General features: G+C 60.3%; 25 protein-coding genes. 7 read left to right on the top strand and 18 right to left on the bottom strand.

What is annotated here, in order from left to right; genetic code table 11:
• Positions 1 to 25: 25 nt before the first annotated feature.
• The 9 genes from NKH43_RS10875 to NKH43_RS35300 form a co-directional block, all read right to left on the bottom strand.
• Complete coding sequence (locus NKH43_RS10875; RefSeq protein ID WP_352620152.1) at positions 26 to 1,273, bottom strand: SfnB family sulfur acquisition oxidoreductase; 1,248 nt, start codon at positions 1,271 to 1,273, stop codon at positions 26 to 28.
• Positions 1,270 to 2,061, bottom strand: a complete 792-nt coding sequence (locus NKH43_RS10870; protein ID WP_352475067.1) for an ABC transporter ATP-binding protein — start codon at positions 2,059 to 2,061, stop codon at positions 1,270 to 1,272. Before NKH43_RS10870 ends, NKH43_RS10875 begins: the two co-directional genes overlap by 4 nt.
• Before the next feature lie 118 nt (positions 2,062 to 2,179).
• Positions 2,180 to 3,457, bottom strand: a complete 1,278-nt coding sequence (locus tag NKH43_RS10865) for an ABC transporter substrate-binding protein (RefSeq protein WP_352858104.1) — start codon at positions 3,455 to 3,457, stop codon at positions 2,180 to 2,182.
• A gap of 49 nt (positions 3,458 to 3,506) precedes the next feature.
• Complete coding sequence (locus tag NKH43_RS10860) at positions 3,507 to 4,544, bottom strand: branched-chain amino acid ABC transporter permease (protein WP_352517944.1); 1,038 nt, start codon at positions 4,542 to 4,544, stop codon at positions 3,507 to 3,509.
• A gap of 3 nt (positions 4,545 to 4,547) precedes the next feature.
• Entirely contained in the window at positions 4,548 to 5,444 is an 897-nt protein-coding gene (locus NKH43_RS10855) for a branched-chain amino acid ABC transporter permease (protein WP_352453924.1), read from the bottom strand.
• The gene (locus NKH43_RS10850) at positions 5,444 to 6,346 is read right to left on the bottom strand and encodes an ABC transporter ATP-binding protein (RefSeq protein ID WP_352621688.1); all 903 of its coding nucleotides are present in this window, start codon (positions 6,344 to 6,346) and stop codon (positions 5,444 to 5,446) included. The genes NKH43_RS10855 and NKH43_RS10850 overlap by 1 nt, the downstream gene beginning before the upstream one ends.
• A 55-nt stretch (positions 6,347 to 6,401) precedes the next feature.
• Entirely contained in the window at positions 6,402 to 7,502 is a 1,101-nt protein-coding gene (gene sfnG / locus NKH43_RS10845; protein ID WP_023722893.1) for a dimethylsulfone monooxygenase SfnG, read from the bottom strand.
• Between the two features lie 27 nt (positions 7,503 to 7,529).
• A complete protein-coding gene (msuE, locus tag NKH43_RS10840; RefSeq protein ID WP_502906473.1) occupies positions 7,530 to 8,090 on the bottom strand; it encodes an FMN reductase in 561 nt (186 codons plus the stop codon).
• Between the two features lie 82 nt (positions 8,091 to 8,172).
• Positions 8,173 to 8,721 carry a hypothetical protein gene (locus NKH43_RS35300; protein WP_502906470.1) on the bottom strand — a complete coding sequence of 183 codons (549 nt, stop codon included), beginning with the start codon at positions 8,719 to 8,721 and terminating at the stop codon, positions 8,173 to 8,175.
• A 382-nt stretch (positions 8,722 to 9,103) separates the two neighbouring features.
• Here NKH43_RS35300 and NKH43_RS10830 point away from each other — a divergent pair, with 382 nt between their 5' ends.
• Complete coding sequence (locus NKH43_RS10830; RefSeq protein WP_023722890.1) at positions 9,104 to 9,229, top strand: hypothetical protein; 126 nt, start codon at positions 9,104 to 9,106, stop codon at positions 9,227 to 9,229.
• A gap of 66 nt (positions 9,230 to 9,295) precedes the next feature.
• On the opposite strand, the gene NKH43_RS10825 is transcribed toward NKH43_RS10830, so the two are convergent.
• Positions 9,296 to 9,754, bottom strand: a complete 459-nt coding sequence (locus NKH43_RS10825) for a hypothetical protein (protein ID WP_031195338.1) — start codon at positions 9,752 to 9,754, stop codon at positions 9,296 to 9,298.
• 125 nt (positions 9,755 to 9,879) lie between these two features.
• The gene (locus NKH43_RS10820; RefSeq protein ID WP_023722887.1) at positions 9,880 to 10,482 is read right to left on the bottom strand and encodes a hypothetical protein; all 603 of its coding nucleotides are present in this window, start codon (positions 10,480 to 10,482) and stop codon (positions 9,880 to 9,882) included.
• 198 nt (positions 10,483 to 10,680) lie between these two features.
• Here NKH43_RS10820 and NKH43_RS10815 point away from each other — a divergent pair, with 198 nt between their 5' ends.
• Positions 10,681 to 11,151 (top strand): helix-turn-helix domain-containing protein, encoded by a 471-nt coding sequence (locus NKH43_RS10815; protein ID WP_245278784.1) that lies wholly within the window; start codon positions 10,681 to 10,683, stop codon positions 11,149 to 11,151.
• A gap of 110 nt (positions 11,152 to 11,261) precedes the next feature.
• Here NKH43_RS10815 and NKH43_RS10810 read toward each other — a convergent pair whose 3' ends face one another.
• From NKH43_RS10810 to NKH43_RS10795, 4 genes are read right to left on the bottom strand one after another with little or no spacing between them, the layout of a single operon-like run.
• Entirely contained in the window at positions 11,262 to 12,578 is a 1,317-nt protein-coding gene (locus NKH43_RS10810; RefSeq protein WP_023722885.1) for a sensor histidine kinase, read from the bottom strand.
• Positions 12,575 to 13,120, bottom strand: coding sequence for a putative pterin-binding protein (locus tag NKH43_RS10805; RefSeq protein ID WP_156948359.1), 546 nt, complete (start codon positions 13,118 to 13,120; stop codon positions 12,575 to 12,577). The genes NKH43_RS10810 and NKH43_RS10805 overlap by 4 nt, the downstream gene beginning before the upstream one ends.
• Positions 13,110 to 13,802, bottom strand: a complete 693-nt coding sequence (locus NKH43_RS10800; protein WP_023722883.1) for an FkbM family methyltransferase — start codon at positions 13,800 to 13,802, stop codon at positions 13,110 to 13,112. Before NKH43_RS10800 ends, NKH43_RS10805 begins: the two co-directional genes overlap by 11 nt.
• A 13-nt stretch (positions 13,803 to 13,815) precedes the next feature.
• Positions 13,816 to 14,445, bottom strand: a complete 630-nt coding sequence (locus tag NKH43_RS10795) for a response regulator (protein WP_023722882.1) — start codon at positions 14,443 to 14,445, stop codon at positions 13,816 to 13,818.
• A 141-nt stretch (positions 14,446 to 14,586) separates the two neighbouring features.
• Between NKH43_RS10795 and NKH43_RS10790 the strand changes: the two genes are divergently transcribed.
• Positions 14,587 to 14,931: a hypothetical protein gene (locus NKH43_RS10790; protein ID WP_031195334.1), complete on the top strand. Its 345-nt coding sequence runs from the start codon at positions 14,587 to 14,589 to the stop codon at positions 14,929 to 14,931.
• Here NKH43_RS10790 and NKH43_RS10785 read toward each other — a convergent pair.
• The 3 genes from NKH43_RS10785 to NKH43_RS10775 are packed head-to-tail and all read right to left on the bottom strand — an operon-like array spanning position 14,928 to position 16,235.
• The gene (locus NKH43_RS10785) at positions 14,928 to 15,092 is read right to left on the bottom strand and encodes a hypothetical protein (protein WP_156948357.1); all 165 of its coding nucleotides are present in this window, start codon (positions 15,090 to 15,092) and stop codon (positions 14,928 to 14,930) included. The two genes, NKH43_RS10790 and NKH43_RS10785, sit on opposite strands and share 4 nt — an antisense overlap.
• Entirely contained in the window at positions 15,079 to 15,636 is a 558-nt protein-coding gene (locus tag NKH43_RS10780; RefSeq protein WP_023722879.1) for a thermonuclease family protein, read from the bottom strand. The genes NKH43_RS10785 and NKH43_RS10780 overlap by 14 nt, the downstream gene beginning before the upstream one ends.
• Positions 15,633 to 16,235 (bottom strand): hypothetical protein, encoded by a 603-nt coding sequence (locus tag NKH43_RS10775; protein WP_352516264.1) that lies wholly within the window; start codon positions 16,233 to 16,235, stop codon positions 15,633 to 15,635. Before NKH43_RS10775 ends, NKH43_RS10780 begins: the two co-directional genes overlap by 4 nt.
• 133 nt (positions 16,236 to 16,368) lie before the next feature.
• Between NKH43_RS10775 and NKH43_RS10770 the strand changes: the two genes are divergently transcribed.
• The 4 genes from NKH43_RS10770 to NKH43_RS10755 are packed head-to-tail and all read left to right on the top strand — an operon-like array spanning position 16,369 to position 20,000.
• Positions 16,369 to 16,977 carry a lytic transglycosylase domain-containing protein gene (locus NKH43_RS10770; RefSeq protein ID WP_352517938.1) on the top strand — a complete coding sequence of 203 codons (609 nt, stop codon included), beginning with the start codon at positions 16,369 to 16,371 and terminating at the stop codon, positions 16,975 to 16,977.
• 12 nt (positions 16,978 to 16,989) lie between these two features.
• Complete coding sequence (locus NKH43_RS10765) at positions 16,990 to 17,304, top strand: TrbC/VirB2 family type IV secretion system protein (protein WP_352516261.1); 315 nt, start codon at positions 16,990 to 16,992, stop codon at positions 17,302 to 17,304.
• Between the two features lie 3 nt (positions 17,305 to 17,307).
• Positions 17,308 to 17,601, top strand: coding sequence for a VirB3 family type IV secretion system protein (locus NKH43_RS10760; protein WP_352516259.1), 294 nt, complete (start codon positions 17,308 to 17,310; stop codon positions 17,599 to 17,601).
• The gene (locus NKH43_RS10755; RefSeq protein WP_352516258.1) at positions 17,598 to 20,000 is read left to right on the top strand and encodes a VirB4 family type IV secretion/conjugal transfer ATPase; all 2,403 of its coding nucleotides are present in this window, start codon (positions 17,598 to 17,600) and stop codon (positions 19,998 to 20,000) included. Before NKH43_RS10760 ends, NKH43_RS10755 begins: the two co-directional genes overlap by 4 nt.
• The last annotated feature ends 93 nt before the right edge of the window (positions 20,001 to 20,093 follow it).

The raw sequence follows: 20,093 nt of genomic DNA, 5'->3' as shown, positions 1-20,093 counted from the left end.
CTTTGTGACTTTACGGCGTTCTCGCTCAGCTCCAGGCGTGGAGCGGCGGATTGACGTCGTTCAGGTAATAGTTGCCGAGGATCGCGTATTTCCAGCGCACCGGATCGTGCAGCGTGTGGGTTCGGGCGTTGCGCCAGTGCCGGTCGAGATTGTGCTCGGCCAGTGTGGATCGCGTGCCGGCGAGTTCGAACAGTTTGTTGGTGGCCTTGATGGCGATCTCGGTGGTGAGGATCTTGGATTCGGCAACCGCGATCTGCGCTTCCGCGACGGTCTTATCGTTCGGATCGGCCACGGCGCGGTCGACCGCCAGCCCTGCCTTGTCCAGAACGGCCTGCGCCGCATTGGCCCGCAGGCGAAGGTCACCGACGGCCTGGATAGTGTAGGGATCCTGCCAGGCATGATCGACGCCGCTGTCGATCCACGCGCGCGACTTGGTGCGCACGAAGCTGACGGTTTCGTCGATCGCCGCGTTGGCGATGCCGAGATCGACAGCAGCCTGGATGATCTGGAAGATGGCGCCGTCGGCCGTCGCCCGGTCATAGCCCTTGTAGCCGGGGACGAGATGCGTCTTCGGCACTTTCACATTGTCGAGCAGGACTGTGCCGGACAGCGTCGTCTTCTGGCCGAAGCTCGACCAGTCGTCGATGACCGTCAGTCCGGGCGCGCCGCGATCGGCGATGGCATACCAGGCCCGGCCCTCGTCATCGAGCGCCACGATCGGCACCAGATGGGCGAGCAGCGCGCCGCTTGAATAGAATTTCTGGCCATTGACCACGACGTGGTCGCCAGCGTCGACGAATTTGGTCTCAAAATCGGCCGCCCGCTTGGAGCCGAATTCCGAGAACGCGTTGCCGAACCGCGTGCCGGACAGAACTTCGGCGAAGAGCAACTGCTTCTGGGCCTCGTCAGAGACGGTGCGGATGGCGGCGACGACGCCGAGATGGTTCTGCGGAATCTGGCCGAGCGACGGATCGGCCGCCGAGATGATGGTGATCACCTTCGACAGCGTCACATAGGAGAGTTCCGGTCCGCCATAGGCCTTCGGCACGTTGATCGACCACAGGCCGCTCTGCGAAAACGCATCGAGCTCTTCCTTCGGCCAGATGCGCTCGCGGTCCCGCCTGGAGGCGTCCTTGGCGAAGTCTGCGGCCAGTTTTTCCGCCACAGCGATCGCCTCGGCATCGGTCTTGATGACATGCGCTCTGGCCGACGGACGCTCGACCGGAGGGACGGCGCTGCGAGTATCGGACGGCTGCTTCGATTGGATGGTCATGCTGCGGTCTCCTGGGGAAAATGTTGCGATGGAAGCGGCGTGCCGCCGAGATAGTAGGTCTTGATGTCGTCGCGCTGGCGCAGGTCGGCGGCCGACCCTTCCAGCACGCTCTTTCCGTTTTCGAGCACGGTGGCGCGGTCGGCATATTTCAGCGCCACTGCCGAATTCTGCTCGGCGACAAGGATCGAAAGATCTTCGTCCCGATTGAGCCGCTTCAAAGCGCTGAAAATCTCGTCGACGATCAGCGGCGCCAGCCCCATCGAAGGCTCGTCCAGCACGAAGAGTTTCGGCCGCGACATCAGACCGCGGCCGATCGCCGTCATCTGCTGCTCGCCGCCGGAGGTGAGGCCGGACCGGGTTCGGCGCTTCTCGGTGAGCCTGGGGAAAAGCGCATAGACGCGGTCGAGGTCGGCCTTGACGCCGGTGCGGGAAGACGAACGCCCGAGCGCGCCGGTCAGAAGGTTCTCCTCGACCGTCAGCGAGCGGAAGCAGTGTCGGCCCTCGAGGACCTGGACCAGACCCTTGCGGACGAGGTGAGAGGGGCTTGCCCTGGAGACATCCTCGCCGTCGAAAGTGATCCGGCCAGCGGTAACAGTACCGCGCTCGGCCGGGAGGAGATTGGATACGGCGCGTAGCAGGGTCGTCTTGCCGGCGCCGTTGGAGCCGAGCAGTGCGACGATCTCGCCTTTGCCGACCGACAGGTCGACACCGTGCAGGGCGGCGATGGCGCCGTTGTAGACGGCCTCCACGCGACTGACCGACAGGATCGGATTTTCCGGGCTGGACATCGATGACTCCGCAATAGGCAGGAAATCGCGGGCCGCCCCGGGGGCGGCCCCGGGGTGTTGGGCATGACTTTGGGGCCCCAGGGTAGGGGGGTTTGGGCGGGGGGGTCTTTTTTGCCCTTTAGATTGCATAGGCCTCGGACGACTTCTCGATGATCGGACGCAGCAGCTTCCAGTCGGGCGCAATCCAGTCGGAGACGACGTTCCACTTCTTGCCGTCCCACTGCTGGAAGGTCACGTAGCCGTCACCTTCGTGATTGTCCCAGGAGACGTTGATCGAGTGGAACAGGTCCTTGGCGCCCAGCGCCTCGACGCGTGCCGGATCGAGCTTGAGATGCTCGAAGCCCCAGCGGACTTCGTCGCCGGTGAGCGTGCGGTTGCCGAACTTGGTCTGCGCGATGCGTACCGCCTCGACATTGAGGATGCCGTTGACGATGCCGAGATTGTGGTAGACCGAGCCGATACGGCTCTTTTCCTCGAGATTGCCTTTGCCGGCGCCGTAGACCGTTTTGACGATCTCCTGGACCACCGGATACTGCTCGCCTGACGCCTGGGTGGTGATGGCCGTATAGCCCTTGGCGGCATCGCCCGCGGGGATCACATCCTCTTCCGAATTCGACCAGACATTGCCGACGATGTGATCGGCCGGGAAGCCGGTCTTCTGCGCGGTCTTGAGCGCAACCGGGTTCATCACGCCCCAGCCGCGCAGCACCACATAGTCGGGATGCTCGCGACGGATCGTCAGCCACTGCGCCTGCTGCTCGTTGCCTGGATGCGGAACCTCGATCTGCGACAGCTCGAAGCCGTATTTCTGCGACAGCAGCTCATAGATCGGAATCGTCTCCTTGCCATAGGGCGAGCCGTGATAGAGCACGACGATCTTCTTGCCCTTGAGCTTGTCGAGGCCACCTTCCTTGGAGGCGATATAGTTCACGATGCCCGAGGTCTCGCTGTACGGATTGAGCAGCAGCGGGAAGACGTAAGGGAACACGCGTCCGTCCGTGGTGTCGGTGCGGCCGTGGTTGATGGTGATCAGCGGCACCTTGTCATCGGTGATGCGGTCGATCATGGCATAGGCGATGCCGACCGAAAGCGGGTTCCAGGCGGCGATGCCGGGATTGCTCTTCAATCGTTCATAGACCTCGACGCCCTTCTCGACCTCATACTGCGTCTCGCCCTCGCTCCAGGTCAGCTTGACGCCGTTGACGCCGCCGTCGCGGATGTTGATCAGGTTGAGATAGTCGATGAAGCCGCCGAAGAAGCCGGTGCCGCCGGCGGCATAAGGGCCGACGCGGTAGCTCTGCAGGGGAAAATACTGCTCGTCGGCGTGGACCGCCGTCGCGCCGAGGACGAAGGCCGTGGCGATCGCCGCTTTCTTGAGGTGACTGAAGAAGGTCATGGATTGCGTCTCCTGAGGTTGTGGTCCGTGAGAGGATGTCGAGCGGCGCTCAGCTGGACCTTGAGCCGATCCGTCGTTTCAGGCGGTCGAAGAGGGCCGACAGCCCGTTCGGTTCCGCGATGAGGAAGATGATGATGAGCGCGCCGAGCACGATGCGCTGGCTCATGTCGAGAACACCCGAATCGAACAGTCCGCCAAACAGGAAGGCGCCAAGCCGCGACAGGATGAGCGGAAAGACGACGATGAACGCCGCTCCCAGAAAGGCGCCGCGTATCGAGGCCAGCCCGCCGATGATGATGATGAACAGGATCTGGAACGAGCGGTCGAGATTGAAGCCGGCCGGCTCGACGGTGCGCAGATAGGTGAAGGCCCACAGCACCCCGGCGACGCCGATGATGAAGGACGAGATGGCGAACGCGAGCAGCTTGGTCTTCAGCACAGGGACGCCGATCACCCGCGCGGCGGTTTCGTTGTCGCGCACGGCGATGAAATTGCGGCCGGTCGCGCTGTTGACCAGGCGCCAGACGAGCGCCGTGAGCACGATGACCGTGGTCACCGAGAGCAGGTAGCGGCCCGTCGCCTTGTCGAGCGAGAAGCCCGCAACGGCAAGGTGCGGCGCCGAGATCACCCCGGAAGGGTTGTCGTTGGAGAACCACCCGAACTTGGTCAGCGCCCACTGCACGAAGAACTGGGCGGCGAGCGTCGAGACGGCGAGGTAGAAGCCGCGCAGGCGCAGGCTCGGCAATCCGAACACGACGCCGATGCCGGCGGCTGAAATCCCGGCCAGGATCATGGTCGCAGCCAGCGGCAGTCCTTCGACCCGAAGGTTGAAATTGTAGGCGGCGAAAGCGCCGACCGCCATGAAGGCGGAGGAGCCCAGCGAAAGCTGGCCGCAATAGCCGGTCAAAAGGTTGAGGCCGACCGCCGCCAGGCTGAGCGCAAGGAACGGCAGCAGGATCGCCTCGACGAGATAGCTCGACGCATAGGCGGGGATCAGGCCGTAGGCCACGGCAATCAGGGCGACGGGCAGAGCTAACCTCTGCCAGTCGATGGGAAGCCTTGCGGCATCGAGCGCTTGCACGGCCATCGGTCAGACCCTTTCGACAGTCTTCTGGCCAAACAGGCCGGAGGGGCGCACCAGCAGGACGACCAGCGCCAGCGCATAGGCGAACCAGCCTTCGATGCCGCCACCGACAAAGGGTCCGAGGTAGACCTCGGCGAGCTTCTCGCTGGCGCCGATGATGAGGCCGCCGACGATGGCGCCGAGGATAGAATCGAAGCCGCCAAGCACCAGCACCGGCAGCGCCTTCAGCACGATCAGCGACAGCGAGAACTGGACGCCGAGGCGCGCGCCCCACAAGAGCCCCGCGACCAGTGCCACGAACCCCGCGGCCGTCCACACCGTTCCCCAGATCCGGGGCAGCCGCAGCCCGACGGCGAGCGCCGCGAACTGGTCGTCTGCGACGGCGCGAAACGCTAGGCCGACGCGGGTCCAATAGAAGAATGCGCTCAAGCCGGCGACCATCGCCGCGGCAATGCCTGCAGCAAGAAGATCGAACGACGATATCAGGATACCGCCGACCTCGAACGGCGTGTCGTCGATGCCGAGATCGAGCCCGTGCACCTGCGTGCCCCACACCAACTGGGCAGCGCCTTCAATGATGTAAGACAGGCCAAGCGTGGCCATGAACAGCGTCATCGGCGAGCGATTGACCAGCGGCCTCAGCACAGTTCGCTCGATGGTGAAGCCCAGCGCAACCATGACCGCGAGGGTAATGAGCATTGAAAGCGCAAACGGGATGCCGCGTTCGACAAGGCTGACAAAGGTGAGTGCGGCGAACAGCACCATCGACCCTTGCGCGAAGTTCAGCACGCCCGACGTCTTGTAGATCAGCACGAAACCGATGGCGACGAGCGAATACATGACGCCTGAGAGCAAGCCACCGACCAGCACCTCGATGACGAAGAGGAAATCATAGTAGCTCATCAGATGCCCTCGCCATCTTCGCCTTCGGCGGTGCCGATATAGGCCCGGATCACCGCCGGATTGGCCCTGACCTCGGCCGGTGTCCCGTCGGCGATCTTGCGGCCGTAGTCGAGCACGGCGACGCGGTCGGAGAGCCCCATGACCACGCCGATGTCGTGTTCGATGAGGATGATGGTGACGTCGTGCCGGTCGCGCGCTGCGCGCACGAAACCGGCCATCTCGGCCTTCTCGGTCGCCGTCATGCCGGCCATCGGCTCGTCGAGCAGCAGGATCTTCGGCTCGGCGACAAGCGAGCGCGCCAGTTCGACCCGCTTCTGCAGGCCGTAGGGCAGCGTTGCGACCAGGCGATCGGCGACGGCCTCGAGATGCAGGAAGGCGATTGTCTGGTCGACCTTTTCAGCGATCGCGGCATCTTCGCGCCGGGCGCGCGGTAGACCGGCGATATGTTCGACGAAGCTGGCGCGCCGGGTGTGGACGCGGCCCGACGCGATGTTGTCGCGCACTGAAAGCCCACCGAACAGTGCCAGGTTCTGGAAGGTGCGCGCGACGCCGAGCCGTGCCAGACGGCTTGCCGACACCCGGGAGAAGGACTGGCTATCGATCGCGATCTTGCCCTGATCGGCGTGATAGAGGCCGCTGATGATGTTGATCAGCGAGGATTTGCCGGCGCCATTGGGACCGATCACAGCGCGAATCTCGCGGCTTTTGACCTCGAGGTCGACATCCCGCAGTGCCGTGACGCCACCAAAGGAAATGCTGATCCCGCCCAGCGCCAGGATCGCATCAGCCTTTGCCGACAGGCGCGCCGGGCGCGTGTCCTCGACGGGACCAGCACCAGCAAGAATGCCGGAAATTTCGGGCGCGCGCTCGTATGCGGCGGCTCCCAGCGAAGCACCAATCATGAAATGTCCCTGATTTTGAAGGCGTGCGGGCGGCGGCCTGGAGGCCGCGCGTGTCCTATTCCGCGGCGACGAGCTCCCTGTCGCGCGCCGCTTCCAGTTCGCGCACCAGAGGGATGACGCGCTTGCCGAAGAACTCCACCTCTTCCTGGAAATGCAGGAAGCCGAGCAGTATCAGATCCGCGCCGGCATCCTTCAGCTTGAGGATGCGTTCGGCAATCTGTTCCGGCGTGCCGATGAGATTGCTGCGGAAGCCGTCATTGTATTGGACAAGATCCTCGAACGAGGATTTCGCCCAGTTACCCTCGCCTTCCGGCGACGCCTTGCCGGCATTCTTGACCTGATCGGCGAAACCCTGCACCGCCTCCGGATTGGCCTTGGCGATGATCTCGTCGAGCACGGTGCGCGCTTCTGCCTCGGTTTCGCGAGCGATGGCAAAGGCGTTGACGCCGATCTTGACCTTGTGGCCATTGGCCTTCGCCTTGGTCTTGATGTCGTCAACCTGCTTCTTGATCTCTTCCGGCGTGTTGCCGTTGGTGAAATACCAGTCGGAAACTCGCGCAGCCATGTCGCGCGCCGCGCGTGATGAGCCGCCCTGGAAGATCTCCGGCTGCGGATCGATCGGCTTCGGCTTCATCGAGTAGTTGGTAAAGCGATAGAAGTCGCCCTTCAGAGTGAAATTGTCCTCGGTCCAGATGCCGCGCAGCGCACGGATGAATTCCTCCGAACGGCGATAGCGCTCGTCATGGTCGAGCCACAGCTCGCCGATGGCGGCGAACTCACCGCGGAACCAGCCGCTGACGACATTGACGGCGACACGGCCATTGGTCAGGTGGTTGATGGTGGCTATCTGCTTGGCCGCCAGCGCTGGATTCCATGGGCCGGGCAGGATCGCCGCGATGACTTTCAGCGTTGTGGTCGCCGCAAGCAAGGCATGGCTGAACGATACCGATTCGTGCTGGTTGTCGGCGCCATAGCCGGCCGTGAAGCGTATTTGGCTCAGCGCGTAGTCGAAGCCGTTGGCCTCGGCGATCTGGGCGAGCTTGCGGTTATAGTCGATGTCCCAGCCGGTCCGCTGCTCGATGTTGGAGATGACCAGGCCGCCCGAGACGTTCGGGACCCAGTAGGCGAATTTCACGTTGTCGGAATTCGAGGTCATTTCGTTCGTTTCCCCTTTTGATTGGCTTCAACCGACGCGCGTGGCGACGGCAGTGTTTGCATCATTGGAATTAAGCAAGGAAATCGCTTCGGTAGCGGCCCGTGAGATGCGCTCGATAATCGCCGCGCCGACGATCTTGGCATCGACGAAATCGTCGGGCGCGCCGTAGACGCCGGTCGGGACCGTGACGGCCCCGAAAAAACCGAACAATGGCCGGAGCTGATGTTCGAGAACCAGGCCATGGTATGGACTTCCGCCGGTTGCCGCGAGAAGCACGGTCTTGCCCGTCAGTGCACGATGATCGACGAGGTCGAACAGGTGCTTGAGAGCGCCGGTGTAGGACGCCCGATAGACCGGCGTTCCGACCACGAGCAGGTCGGCCTTCTCGACACGCTGGATGATCGCTTCGCCAGACGCGCCGAGCGCACGACGAGACAGCCCGGCGAAAATCGAAGGCGCCGCCTCGGTGATTTCGATCAGGCCGGCGTCCGACGGGACACGCGACGCGACCGCCTTGACCAGCGCGCTCACCACCGCGGTGGTGCGGGATGGCGTACTAACGCCGCCGGATATGCCGAGAACCGAAATTCTTGCCACGTGTCGTCGATCTCCTGTTCCACCAAGGGGATGCCCGGTTGCCAAGACGGGATCGTACGATATTACACAAAATCTATAGAGATAAGGAATTATCTTTTGATTTTTCCAAACCATTGAGAAAATCGGAGTGCTGACGCCTCATTAGCATGAGCTCTAACATCCGATTGGCGGCAAACCGCGGGCGCAGACCGGCCAGGCTTGATCGTGGCGATCGGCGCTCCGTTGCCCGGTGCGGCCCGCGCCGCAGATTGTCACCACCGGCACGTCGCGCTTTTGGTCGTCGATCGGCGTCCCCGCCGTGATAGCTGCCGTTGAATCGGACCCCGAACTGCCGCTCGGCGCCGAAACGCCCGCTCACATCGAGATGCCCGCCGCCCTGGGGGCTCGACCGTGTCAGATCGACCTCGGCCCGCGCGCGTGGGATGATATTGGTCGTACCCCCCGAGACTGCTGTTCGGCGCGATGCCATAAAGGAGCGCCACCGGTCCTTTGAGAACCTCGATCGCTCGATATAATCGGTGAACAAGCGATAGGTCGGCGCGACCCCGAACACACCATCGAACGCGACCTCGCCAAAATTTCCTTCATTGATCGGAAAGCCGCGAATGTAGAAGGAATCCAATATCCCGCCGGTTGAATGGGTGCTCCGTACCAAGGATCATTGATCATCACGTCGTCCACCGTGCGTGCGCCCTGATCCTCGATCGTTTGCGCCGTGTAGCTGCCTATGTTGAACGGCGTATCCATGATGTCGCGATTGCCGAGCAGGCCCAGGCGCCCGCCTCGCGCGACTTGTCCGCCCGGATACGCTTCCGGCAGATTGTCGATCGTTGCGGTCAGGGGCAGGCCGCCCAGCCCCACCACCACGATGCGCTCGAGCACCGTGCCATGGAATGTTCGTTTCATTGTTGACAGGTTAGTCATGCAAGACCTCCTGACCATCCGCACCCAGCTCTCGCCAGGCAAGGCAAAACGTTCTTGGTCCTTGGCGTGAGGGGACTTGGATGAGGAAATCTGTTGGGCTGTTCGCTGCGCTGGCCGTGATGGGTCAGGACGCCGCTGCGCAGGAGTCGACGGCTGATCGTCTGATGAAACTAGACCGGGAAGACGGTTATGCCGGACTTTTCTGAAACGCCGGTGGCTGGCGCCCGAGGTCAGAACATATCGGTTTTCGCTCGCCTTCCCTCTCGGCTCACTCACTTGTGCGGCATACAATAGACGCCCTCGGATTCCATGAGTACCGCGCCGCCCTTCAACTCGCTCATTGCGCCGACCCAGGCTTCCGAATAAGTGCGGCTGGCATCCACGGCCGTCAGCCAAAGAACGCGATTGTCAGCCAGTTCGACTTTAACTTCCTGCTGCAAAGGGCTTGCCTGCACGGTCTGTTGATAGTGCCGTTTGATCCTGACATTGCTGGCCGGGAACTCAGCTTCGTTGCTGCCATAGTTCAGCACAAACCTAGTATGGTCCTCGGCCACTGTGCAACTGCCGTCACGCTCACACACGATTTTGGCGGCGGTCTTGCAGTCCCATTTCAGTGAAGCGGGCCACATCGGATTGTCCGCGCTCGATCGCGGCTTCTCGCTCTGGCTAGCCACCGCCAAGCCTGCCCATGGGCCCATTATCGCAGTCGACAGGAGCAGCGCCTTCAACACTTATTACCCTTCCCTGATCCAGTACCGTATTGCTGTCTCGAAGCTATCGCTGGCGTCGGGGTGAATGAACCGGACAGACACGCCTTGTGATCCTCATGGCGACTCATCCTGCGTGATCGCCTGGCTTATGGCATGTTGAGATTGAACCAGCTTTTCTGGCGCATGCCGTTCGCGTCGTCATACTCGATGAACCAGGGCTTTCCGCGCACCGGCCGAGAGATGGTGTAGTAGGTGGGGCCATTACCAAGGGAATGCCCTCTATCGTTGCCCGTGATCTGGATTTTTGCCGTCACCAACCTACCGTTGATTTCGATCTGGGCCTGTCGAGATCCGTTGTCATGGTCTTGGCCGAGACGACTATTCGTGAAAGTGGCGGGCAGGGTGAGCCTGTCGGAGCTGATACGGCAGATGTTCCGTTCTTGCCTCATTCCTCGCCGATCGGAGTCGTAGCTGCCAGCTGCTTGCCAGCCAGCTGGACAATCCTCATACTTCTCGAATCTCGCGGCGCTGGAGTTGGCTTGTGGACAGATCGGCCAGTTAAAACCCGGCGCTTTCATCGCCGCCATCAACTTGTAGATTGACGGGTGGCAAGAAGGAGTGGCCTGCCAGTCACCGGACAGGCAGAGGAGGACCTGACAGCCCCATTCCGATGCCTGTGATTGGGATGGAAGAGCCGCGGCGCCCACGACGACGGTGGCACCCACCAAGAGATATTTCAGCATGTTCATAGCCTTTTCCTCGCTGCGGATTCTGATACTTTACTATGGATCATCCGCGCGAAAAAGGACAGATCGAGAAGGCAGGTTGTGCGACTACATCGATTTATGAAACGAGACGACGCGGGCCTGGTCAACAACCCGTTGCGCGCCAACATTGCGAGAACGCTGGAGCGGGAGAGAGCTAGGCGTGGCCTATCCCATATGCACATGGCCGAGCTGTTCCGGACCGTCGAGGGCGAAAGGCTCGCCTACCGGACATACATCCAGACCGTGCGACAGAAAAACAATGTCACCCTGACGACGTTGCAAATCATGGCAAGCGGCTTGCATGTGTCAGTTGCGGACCTGCTCGCGGGCGGAAAAAAACTTCCCGAATGGGCGCATCAGTTGGACGAAAATGCAATCCGCATGCGTCTGGCGCACATCATCGACATTGAGCGAAAACGACGCACTTTGCTCCGCTATAAGATGGCCGAGCTCATCGGCGTGGCGGAGGCGACATTCATGAAATTGGAACGCGCAAGCGGCAATATCAGCGTCGACACAATTGCGGCGATCGCCAAGGCGTTGAAACTTGATCCAGCGACCTTCCTCTTTTCCGATAAGGTCCCGCCATCAACTGATCTACCTGATTCTGACGCACCCGGAGGCGTAGGTTCTCATTTCAGAGTGCCGTGAACTTCCAGCGTCATCATCCGTCTAAGCTGCGCTACACAGAATGCCTGGCAGGTTTTCGCCGTGATAGCGCATACCGGTGCATTCAGGTGAAAATGGAGCAGAGCTGACAATTAGGCGCGCCACGTGTGTACCTTTTTTCGCCCGCGCCTGAGGAACGACTGCCATGACGTGGCGGCAGTCGAATGCACCGGAATCCTGATCTCTACGGTTGTGCCGGCACCGGGAGCGCTGTTGATGATGAGCCTTCCTTTCAGCGTCGAGACCATCTGGGAACATGCGGTCAGTCCAAGGCCAGTATGATTTCCAGCTCGCGTTGAAAAGAAAGGTGTAGTTGCCTTCACAAGGATTGCAGGCGACATGCCTGCGCCGTTGTCCGCCACATCTAGTACGAGGTAACTGCGCAGGAGGAAGGGACGTCGCTTGACTGTCGCGGAGATGAGAATTGGGGCGTTTCTGGTGCCGGATAGAGCGGCAAGAGCGTTTTCTATCAGCTCATTAACGACCAACCGTAACGGCGTCGCCGGAACAGGTTGCAGACGTGCTTTAGGATCGACCAAAACTTGCACCAAACTGCTGCGATCGTGCGCGAGATCCTCGAGGAGTGGGCCGAGCGCCACGGTGCTGGAATCTTGTGGCGCATAGGCGATCTGAAGGACACTGTTGGTGATCGATTCCAGTTCAGTAGCAGCACTGCGCGCAGCCTCAAGCATTTCGCCGCTCGGTTGCTTGTCTGGTTGTGCGTGCTCAAGGAACAGCCTCAAGGCTGTAACCCGCGATCGGGTCATATGCGCAAAGAGCGAAGCGAACGAGCGCATATGCTGGTCACGGCGATTGGCCAAAGCATAGCGTTGATGGATAACGAGATAAAAGGTGGCACCCAGGCCAAGTGCGATGGCAAAGATGAACCAGTTGCGCGAGGCCGCAATGTCGATGCTGGCGGTCTGCTGCAAGGTGGCACTGTGATCAACGGTAGAGCTGGAAATCTCGTAAATTGACTGTTCCAGCTTGGCCATGTCGGCAATGGCTTGGGTGTAGTTTGTACGCGCTGACACAAGAGGGGCAATTTTCTGTTCGAGGGTTAGGCCAATCCGGCCCAGGAGTTCGGCATCGTGGTCGGGAAAAAAGCGGTTCAGATAGGGCAGGTTTTCCAACTGCGCGACGTTGACGTTCACCAACGCCATTTGTCGATCGATGTCCGCATCAAGCTTGCCCGTCTCGTCGGCAATGCGAAGATAGCCATAGACTCGTATAAGGCGCTCGCGAATCTGTGCCGCGCGCCACTGAATCTCGAAAGTCTGATTGAGGATGGCATCCGTCTCCTGACGGTAGCGGTTCGATTGCATGAATGTCCACGCACTCAGCCCAAGCGCTGCAGCCATACCGAGATACGGCAGAACAGTGAGCAAACGGCCGTTTAAGAACTTCATTGCGTGGCGCGCAGGATGACTGGGAAAAACACCCAGATCGAGTTTCTTGCGGGAACATATGAAGCAGGCAATTGGTCGAAGGGCCAAACAATGAAGATGGGGCCTTTTTCTACCATGCTGATCGGGCGGAAATCCTGGCCCGGCGGGCAATGCGAGCCGGCCTTGTCACTCTCGTTGCAACGACGTTCGATCGCCAGGATCGGATTATAAGACCGGATTTCGTCCATATGAATGTCGGAAACGAAGTTGTCATAGGCGACAACTTTGACCTCCTGCACGGCGGTGACTCCGGCCTTGGCAAGCACATTTGCAAGCAGCGGCCCACGATATTCGATTTTCTCGTTGTCGCTCGTCCAAGGCGTACGCGTGTCATAGGTCTGTTGTGGAAAGTCTGCCCGCAGCTGCTTTACTGAAAAAACGGCGACAGTCTTGCCGCTGGCGTCTTGAACCGACACTTCGTTGGGATCGAGCGGAATTTCCTCGGCGGCGCTGGCGAGCGGAAGGGCTACGGCAAACATGACGGCGAGAGCATTACGCAACATCTTCCACATCCTCATATTCGCGGGGGCCATCGTTCTTAGCGAAGAGGACGCAAGGTCCTCGGGAGCCCCGCGGATCGTAGGCAAATCCCTTTTCTGCTAGGGCAAGGGTGATGTTGCGGATGCCGTCAAGGCCATAGAGGTGGTCGTGCAGCTCAAGAAAGATGCGTTCGACGCCGGGCAGCTCGGCATCCTGCAGAAGTTCTTTCTCAGCTCCTTCAATGTCCATGACGAGGGCGTTTATTCGATGATCGGCGATGAAACGATCGACGTCGGCCGAGACGATCGAAAGTTCGCGCTCATATGGTCCTTGGTCTTTGTCCGTGGAAGACATCCAAAGGTCGCGGCGAACGTAGAAGGTGAAGGACCGCGGCGGCCCTGCTGTGAGGATACCCTGCGAATATGTGACATTGTCGAGATCGTTGGCCGCTATCACGCGCTTCGCTAGTTCCGCTGTTGCGGGATTCGCTTCAAAAGCCCACACCTGAACGCCGGGGATTTTCGCGATCAGTGCGGTGATGATGCCGATACCGGACCCTAGCTCCAGTACGCGATCGCGCGCCTTGACTGCCCTGAAGATCCACTTCGCTTCCTTCGCCTCATAGCTCTGGCTTTGAAGCGCTCTCCAGATAACCGGCGAAACATCCTGTGGTGCGACAGGAACCTTGATTCCATGGACGATCATGGGCGCAATTGTCTCACAGACCTCGTGGGAGCGGATGGCCTTGCCGCATGAGCTTGGCGCGAGCCTGCTTGTAGTATTTTTCGGCCGAGCCGGCATCAATGGCCAGCCGGTCGGCCATCAGCGAAAAGATTTCCTTGCGTTTCACGCCGGGTTCGCGATGCGCCATCATGTCGATGGCCTCTTGTTCGCGCGGTGTAAGAACAGAAAAGCGATAATCGGGTTTCGTCATGACAACCCGCGACAGGCGCAACGAGAATCCCTTGGTGGAAATATCGTCCAGCACGTCCCTGAACACGCCGGGCGCAAGCCCGGTCTTGCCGAGATAGGCGGCAGCGCCGATTTGCCGGAAGCCATCCGCCTCGCAAAGGTTGTCAGAACCGGTGACGACAACATGGATCGCACTGGGTGAAGCCTCGATGATCTTGTCGACGACAGCGACGCGGTCGCCCTGTGACGTGGGATCAAAACCGGGCAAGCCAGGATCGATCACGACAAGATCGAAATGATTGTTTTGAAGCTCGGCAGTCGCGATGTTCAGCGTCTCCGCTCCCAGGACAATGCATTCTTCGAAGCTTGCTTGCACTTCGTTCATCAGTGCCAGACGCATAAGTGTCTGGTCTTCGACCACCAGGGCACGAAACATTGGAAGCCAATCCCTCTACGCATGCGCCCACCGCCCCTGTCTCTCAGAATTGGTCGCTTCAAAAAAGGGATGATGTCATCCCTATTTTTCCTCACCTCCCGAGCTACCAGTATGTGACCGATGTACGCCAGGGCGAGGACGATGCCTATTCAACAGGTCTGCAGCAATGGACAGATGGAAGCGGCTGAAGACGTCGCAAAACTGATTGCGGAACATCGTCAGAGCGTTGCCGCGCTTGAATGTATCGGCAAGCGATGGATGGGGGCCGAAGGGCCGGACGCGATCGTGCTGGGTGAGAGGCTGGACGCGGTCATGGCGGAGGAGGCCGCTGTGCGAAGGCGTGCTGCCATTGCTCCAGTAGCCACTATCGCGGAAATGAAAATGAAGGCTGCTTACTTCCAACGGCTGACGGCTCATGGCTGGTGCGAGATTGATGTCGACGATTGGCGCGCGTTGCTCGGTTCCTTCACGAAACTGCAGCCCTAAGAAAAGATCGTCGAAATCCATGAGGCCACGGTATTCCAGCCCGCGTAGATGGCCGCCGGCACCAAAATGATCGCGATGAACGCAGCCGCTCCGCCAATGGCGCCGTCGCCGCGTCCTTCCACAGGATAGTAATATCTGTGCGCTTCATCATCGTGTTTCATGCTGTCTCTCCGACCGCTTGTTTAGCAGCAGTCGCACAGGATGCCGAAACGTTGTGCCCCACAAACCCGCACGTTTCATCTTAGCGTTGATTTCCGCGATCAGATAGTTCTCATTGACGGCTTTGCCGTTTGCGGTTGTTGCGGCAAACGCGTATCCGGTCGCTATCAGCGCCGTGCCGACGTCGATTGTGTCGCCATTCAGCTGCGCACCGCACACGACAAAAACCGCCTTGTCCAGGGCGTAGCCGATTGGCTGGCATGTAACCGCCGCGCTATCGAATAGGGCTGCAAGGTGCGCCAGCGAGGTGTTCCCGCAATCGATTTTGTTTCCATTTTGCTCTTCGGCTGACGTGCCTCGAAGACATGACTGGACGCCATAGAGGCGGAAAAGGTGATCTCCATCACGCCAGGTATCTCCGGTCAGCAGTTGAGCCGATTTCGATACTGCCAAGGGCGTTGGCACGGCAGACTCGGATGCATCCTGGGCCTGGGCCGAAGCGCACAAACCAAATGCGGCCAGCACTGCGAAGCTCGCCTGCTTCATTCCTGGAACTGTCCACCGAGGTCGGCCGAATGCTCCAGATCGGGGCGCAGCGACTTGCCGTCCTTGTTGCGTCCGATCGCCGCCATGTCGAAAAAAACCATTTCGTCATCGTCGTAGGCGACGTTGTACGGGTCGTTTGCGTTGCCCGCACCGACGAGAGAGAAACACGACACGGCGTCGGGTTCACCCTTCGTGCTTTGCAGCACAAGTGTTTTGCAAAGCACGACAGATGCGCGATTGTTGTAGATTGCCTCTTCATAGTCCTGCGCGGCCTTCGTGCAGTCCCATTGCTGCGTCTTGTACGTGATCTTCGGTTTGGGGCAGGCCGCAAGGCCGCGCAGCCGGTACGTCACGCCGTTTATGACGCGCTCGGTCGCCGACGGCACCTTAACCGGCGAGATAAGGGCGGCCGCATCGCGCTGAAAGAGCGCGCCTTTTGCATCATAGCGTTCATAGACGAACACCTTCTCGCCCGGCTTGGCAAACTGGAGCAGGTAGTGCTCCGACGGCTGGGCAAAGGCACTCGGGGCGTCGGCGCCGGCAGCATAAGCCGCGGTGCCCTGAAGCAGCAAAACCATGCAAAGGGCCGTCTGTCTCATCGAAATCCGTCCTTGCGATTACATACAGTGTTGACACTTTACTAGGGCTGCGTGTAGCCATAGTAAAGTGTTAAATTTTGGCGACACTATGAACGCTCGATTCGCTCTCCTGCTCACCCTGTGTGGCGCCACGATGCCGTTCAATGCGCACGGCCAGGACCTGGCATCAGACCGCGTAGCAGTTGCCTTTGCAACACCGGCGCAAGCCCTTGCCGCGGTCGGGGCGCAAAGGCCGGGGGCGTGTACGACCGGAAATCGTGCTGAGGTCTCCCGACTTGTGCGTTCAATCGCGCAAGAGGAAGGGTTCGACGCCGATCTGGCCGAGGCAATTGCATGGGCCGAAAGCGATCTCGGCGCCAGTCAGGGTCCGTCGAAGGCCGGAGCCCTAGGGATCATGCAGCTGATGCCAGGCACGGCGGCCGATCTCGGCGTGAGCGACCGTTGCGACACAGAGGCAAATGTACGGGCTGGCCTCCGCCATCTGAAGTCACTCTATGACGAGTTCCAGGATCCGCTGCTGATGCTGGCGGCTTACAACGCCGGGCCCAACAGCGTCTACAAGGCGCAGGGCATTCCGGTGAATCCGGAAACTGCAGAATACATCGTGAAAATACTGAACCGCTGGAAGTTCGGCGGTGTCGTGAAGAAGTCTGCCCTGGCCAAATCCGAAATGCTCGCGGCCGCTCCGCCAGCAAGCGAGGACGCCTGGCAGGATGGTCATGTCATGGATTTCGGCAACTGAAAGGAGCCAAGGGTGGAATACAGGAAAGCGGGCAAATTTGCCCTGAAACTGGCCTTGGCCTCGGCGGTCGGAATAGCTCTCGCGCCGGCCAGTGCATATGCGCAGTCGGCGGCACCGGTCGAGAATGTGCTGGAGTGGTTCGTCGGCGTTCTGCAGGGCAACATCGCGCGCTCATTCGCCATCATCGCGGTCTGTTTTCTTGGCTTCCTCGCCATGACGGGCCGCCTGGCGTGGATGATGGCTTTTTCCATCATCATTGGCATCGCTCTGATCTTCGGCGCTGCCCAGTTGGTGGATGCGGTTCGCGCGACCGCGGGAGGCAGCTGAGACATGGACGACGAGGAAGTCTATGTCGAGCCGGTCAGCCTGCCACTGACACGCCCCCCGATGAAATGGGGGGTGCGATATGAAGTTTTTGCTCTGAACGGCATCCTGGCGGTGATCGGCTTTATCGCCACGAGCAGCTTCATGCTCGGTCTTGGGGTGTTCGGCGTGGTGCATCTGGTCAGCGCATATCTGTGCCAGCTCGACCCCTATATGTTTCATATTTTCGAGCGGCGCGTCTCCAAACGCGGAGCGGTGGCGAACCTTACTTTCTGGGGGGCGAGGAGCTATTCGCCATGAGCCTCGATGCCGACCTGAAATTTGGCCGTGAGCGGCGGCGTGAAAAGCCCGCGGCGATGCACATCCCTTACCTTCGCCATGTCGATGACAATCTGATCGTAACGAAGAGCGGCTTTCTGGTGGGCGTCATCCAGCTCAGTGGCCTGCCCTTCCAGACGATGGACCAGGCCGAGTTGAACAGCCGCATGTTCAACCGCAACACGACGTTCCGGAATCTCTCAACGTCTCGCTTTGCGGTCTACACTACCATCATCCGCCGCCACGTGACGCCGGAGATCGAAGGCGACTTTGACAACCCTTTCGTGGCCGAGCTCGACGCCCGCTACATGGATGAGCTTGGGGCGAAAAACCTTTTCGTCAACGAAGCGTATCTGACGGTCATACGCCGGCCGATGGTCGGCCGCGTCGGCTGGGTGGACAAGGCGCTCAATGCGTTCCGCATCAGCACCGCAGGCGAAGAAACCCGCGAAGAGGCGATGGCCGAACTGCAGGACGTTCTCGACGGCGTCGTCAAGGATTTTACGGCTTATGGTGCACGTCTTCTCGGTCTCGTGAAGCGCCGCAACGGCTTCTTTTCCGAGCCCGCGGAATTTTTGGCGAAGATCCTCGCCGGCGGCGTCGATGTGGAAATGCCTTTGCCGCGCATGTCCCTTGGCGATGTGCTGGCGACGCGGCAGCTGTTTTTCGGCAAGTCCGCGCTGGAACTTCGCGGACCGGACGCTGGCAAGCTCGGCGCCATGGTGTCGATCAAGGAATATCCGCCGTTCACCGCGCCGGGCTCATTGGACGGTCTCTTGCGCCTGCCACATGAGTTCGTCCTGACGCAGAGTTTCGCGATCGAAGACCGTGTCACGGCGATGCGCAGGATCAACACCATCGCGAACCAGGTTGAGGGCTCCGACGAGGCGGGCACGACAGTCGAGCAGTCCGTCCACGACGGCGCCGACAAGCTGGCCGGCGGCGAAGTCGTCTTCGGACAACATCACATGAGCGTCATGGCATTGGCACCGGATATGGCTGGGCTCAACCGTGCGCTATCCGATATCACGGCCGAGCTTTCGCGCATGTCGATCGTGCCGGTCCGCGAGACACTGAACACGGAACTCGCCTTTTGGGCGCAGTTGCCGGGAAATTTCAGCTACATCGCGCGACGCGCGTTGATCTCGTCCCTTAACTTCGCCGGCCTTTTTTCAGGACACAATTTCCCCTCGGGCCAACGCGAGAGGCTGCATTGGAAACGCCCCATCGCTTTGCTCGAAACGACCAGCCAGACAGCCTATTATTTCAATTTCCACGTTCACGATGTCGGGCACTTTACGGTGTTCGGTCCGACCGGCTCGGGCAAGACCGTGGTGCTGTCATTCCTGATGGCGCAGGCCATGCGCATCATGCCGCGGCCACGATGTGTTTATTTCGATTATATGCGCGGCGCTGAAATTTTCGTTCGGGCGCTCGGCGGTCGATACGAGGTGATGGAGCCTTCTCAGCCGACCGGGTTCGCGCCATTGCAGCTCGAGGACACGGCAGAAAACCGTTCTTTCCTGGAAGATCTGCTCATCTACATTCTAACGCCGGAAGGCGGTGCGCTGGACGTGGCGGAGATGCGCGTCATCAACGCCGCCGTCGACATGATCTACAAGATCCCGCGCAAACAGCGGACCTTCGACCTGCTGCCGGAAGTGCTGCGGGGTTCGCTCATGCCCGGCATGAATGATCTGGCCGCGCGGATACAGCCCTGGCTCGACCCGAAGGACAGAGGCTGGCTTTTCAACAATCCCGTCGATCTGGTGGATTTCTCGAAACCCGTTGTCGGGTTCGACATGACCAAAATCCTGGGCGACCGAAAGCTGCGCTCGGCGGCGTTGCTCTACATCTTCCACCGTCTTGAGGACGTCATCGACGGCTCGCCGATCATGCTCTTCCTCGATGAAGGCTGGAAGCTGCTGGACGACGAGGTTTTCGCCGCTTTCATCAACGAAACGCTGAAGACCATTCGTCGCCGCAACGGCGTGGTCGGCTTTGGCACGCAGACGGCGGAAGACGTCGTCAATTCCGCCATCTCGTCGTCACTGATCGAGCAAACGAAGACCAACATTTTCTTCCCCAACCCGAAGGCGAGCAAGGAGTCCTACATGGAGCGCTTCTCGCTGACAGCGAAGGAATTCGAGTTCGTGCGCCGAACCGCGAAGGAAACACGCACCTTCCTCGTCAAGCACGACAGCGACTCGATCGTAGCCAAGCTCGATTTGTCGGCGATGCCCGATCTCATCAAGGTCTTGTCCTCGAACGAAGCCAACAGCAAGGAATGCGCACGGCTCCGGGAGACCTTCGGCGACGAGCCGGAGATGTGGCTGCCATACTTCTGCGGATGGGAGAACGAGCATGACGAAGCGGCTTAGCAGCGCTTGTCTGGCCGTGGCTCTCGCGACGTCGGGAAGCATGACCGTGGCTGTCGCTCAGATCGCGGTCATCGACGATTCGAACCTCGACAA

Origin of the sequence: Mesorhizobium sp. M1163, assembly GCF_040318415.1 — a bacterium.
Classification (GTDB): Bacteria; Pseudomonadota; Alphaproteobacteria; order Rhizobiales; family Rhizobiaceae; genus Mesorhizobium.
The sequence above is the reverse complement of the archived record's forward strand: the minus strand, read 5'-3'. Positions and strand labels throughout refer to the sequence as shown.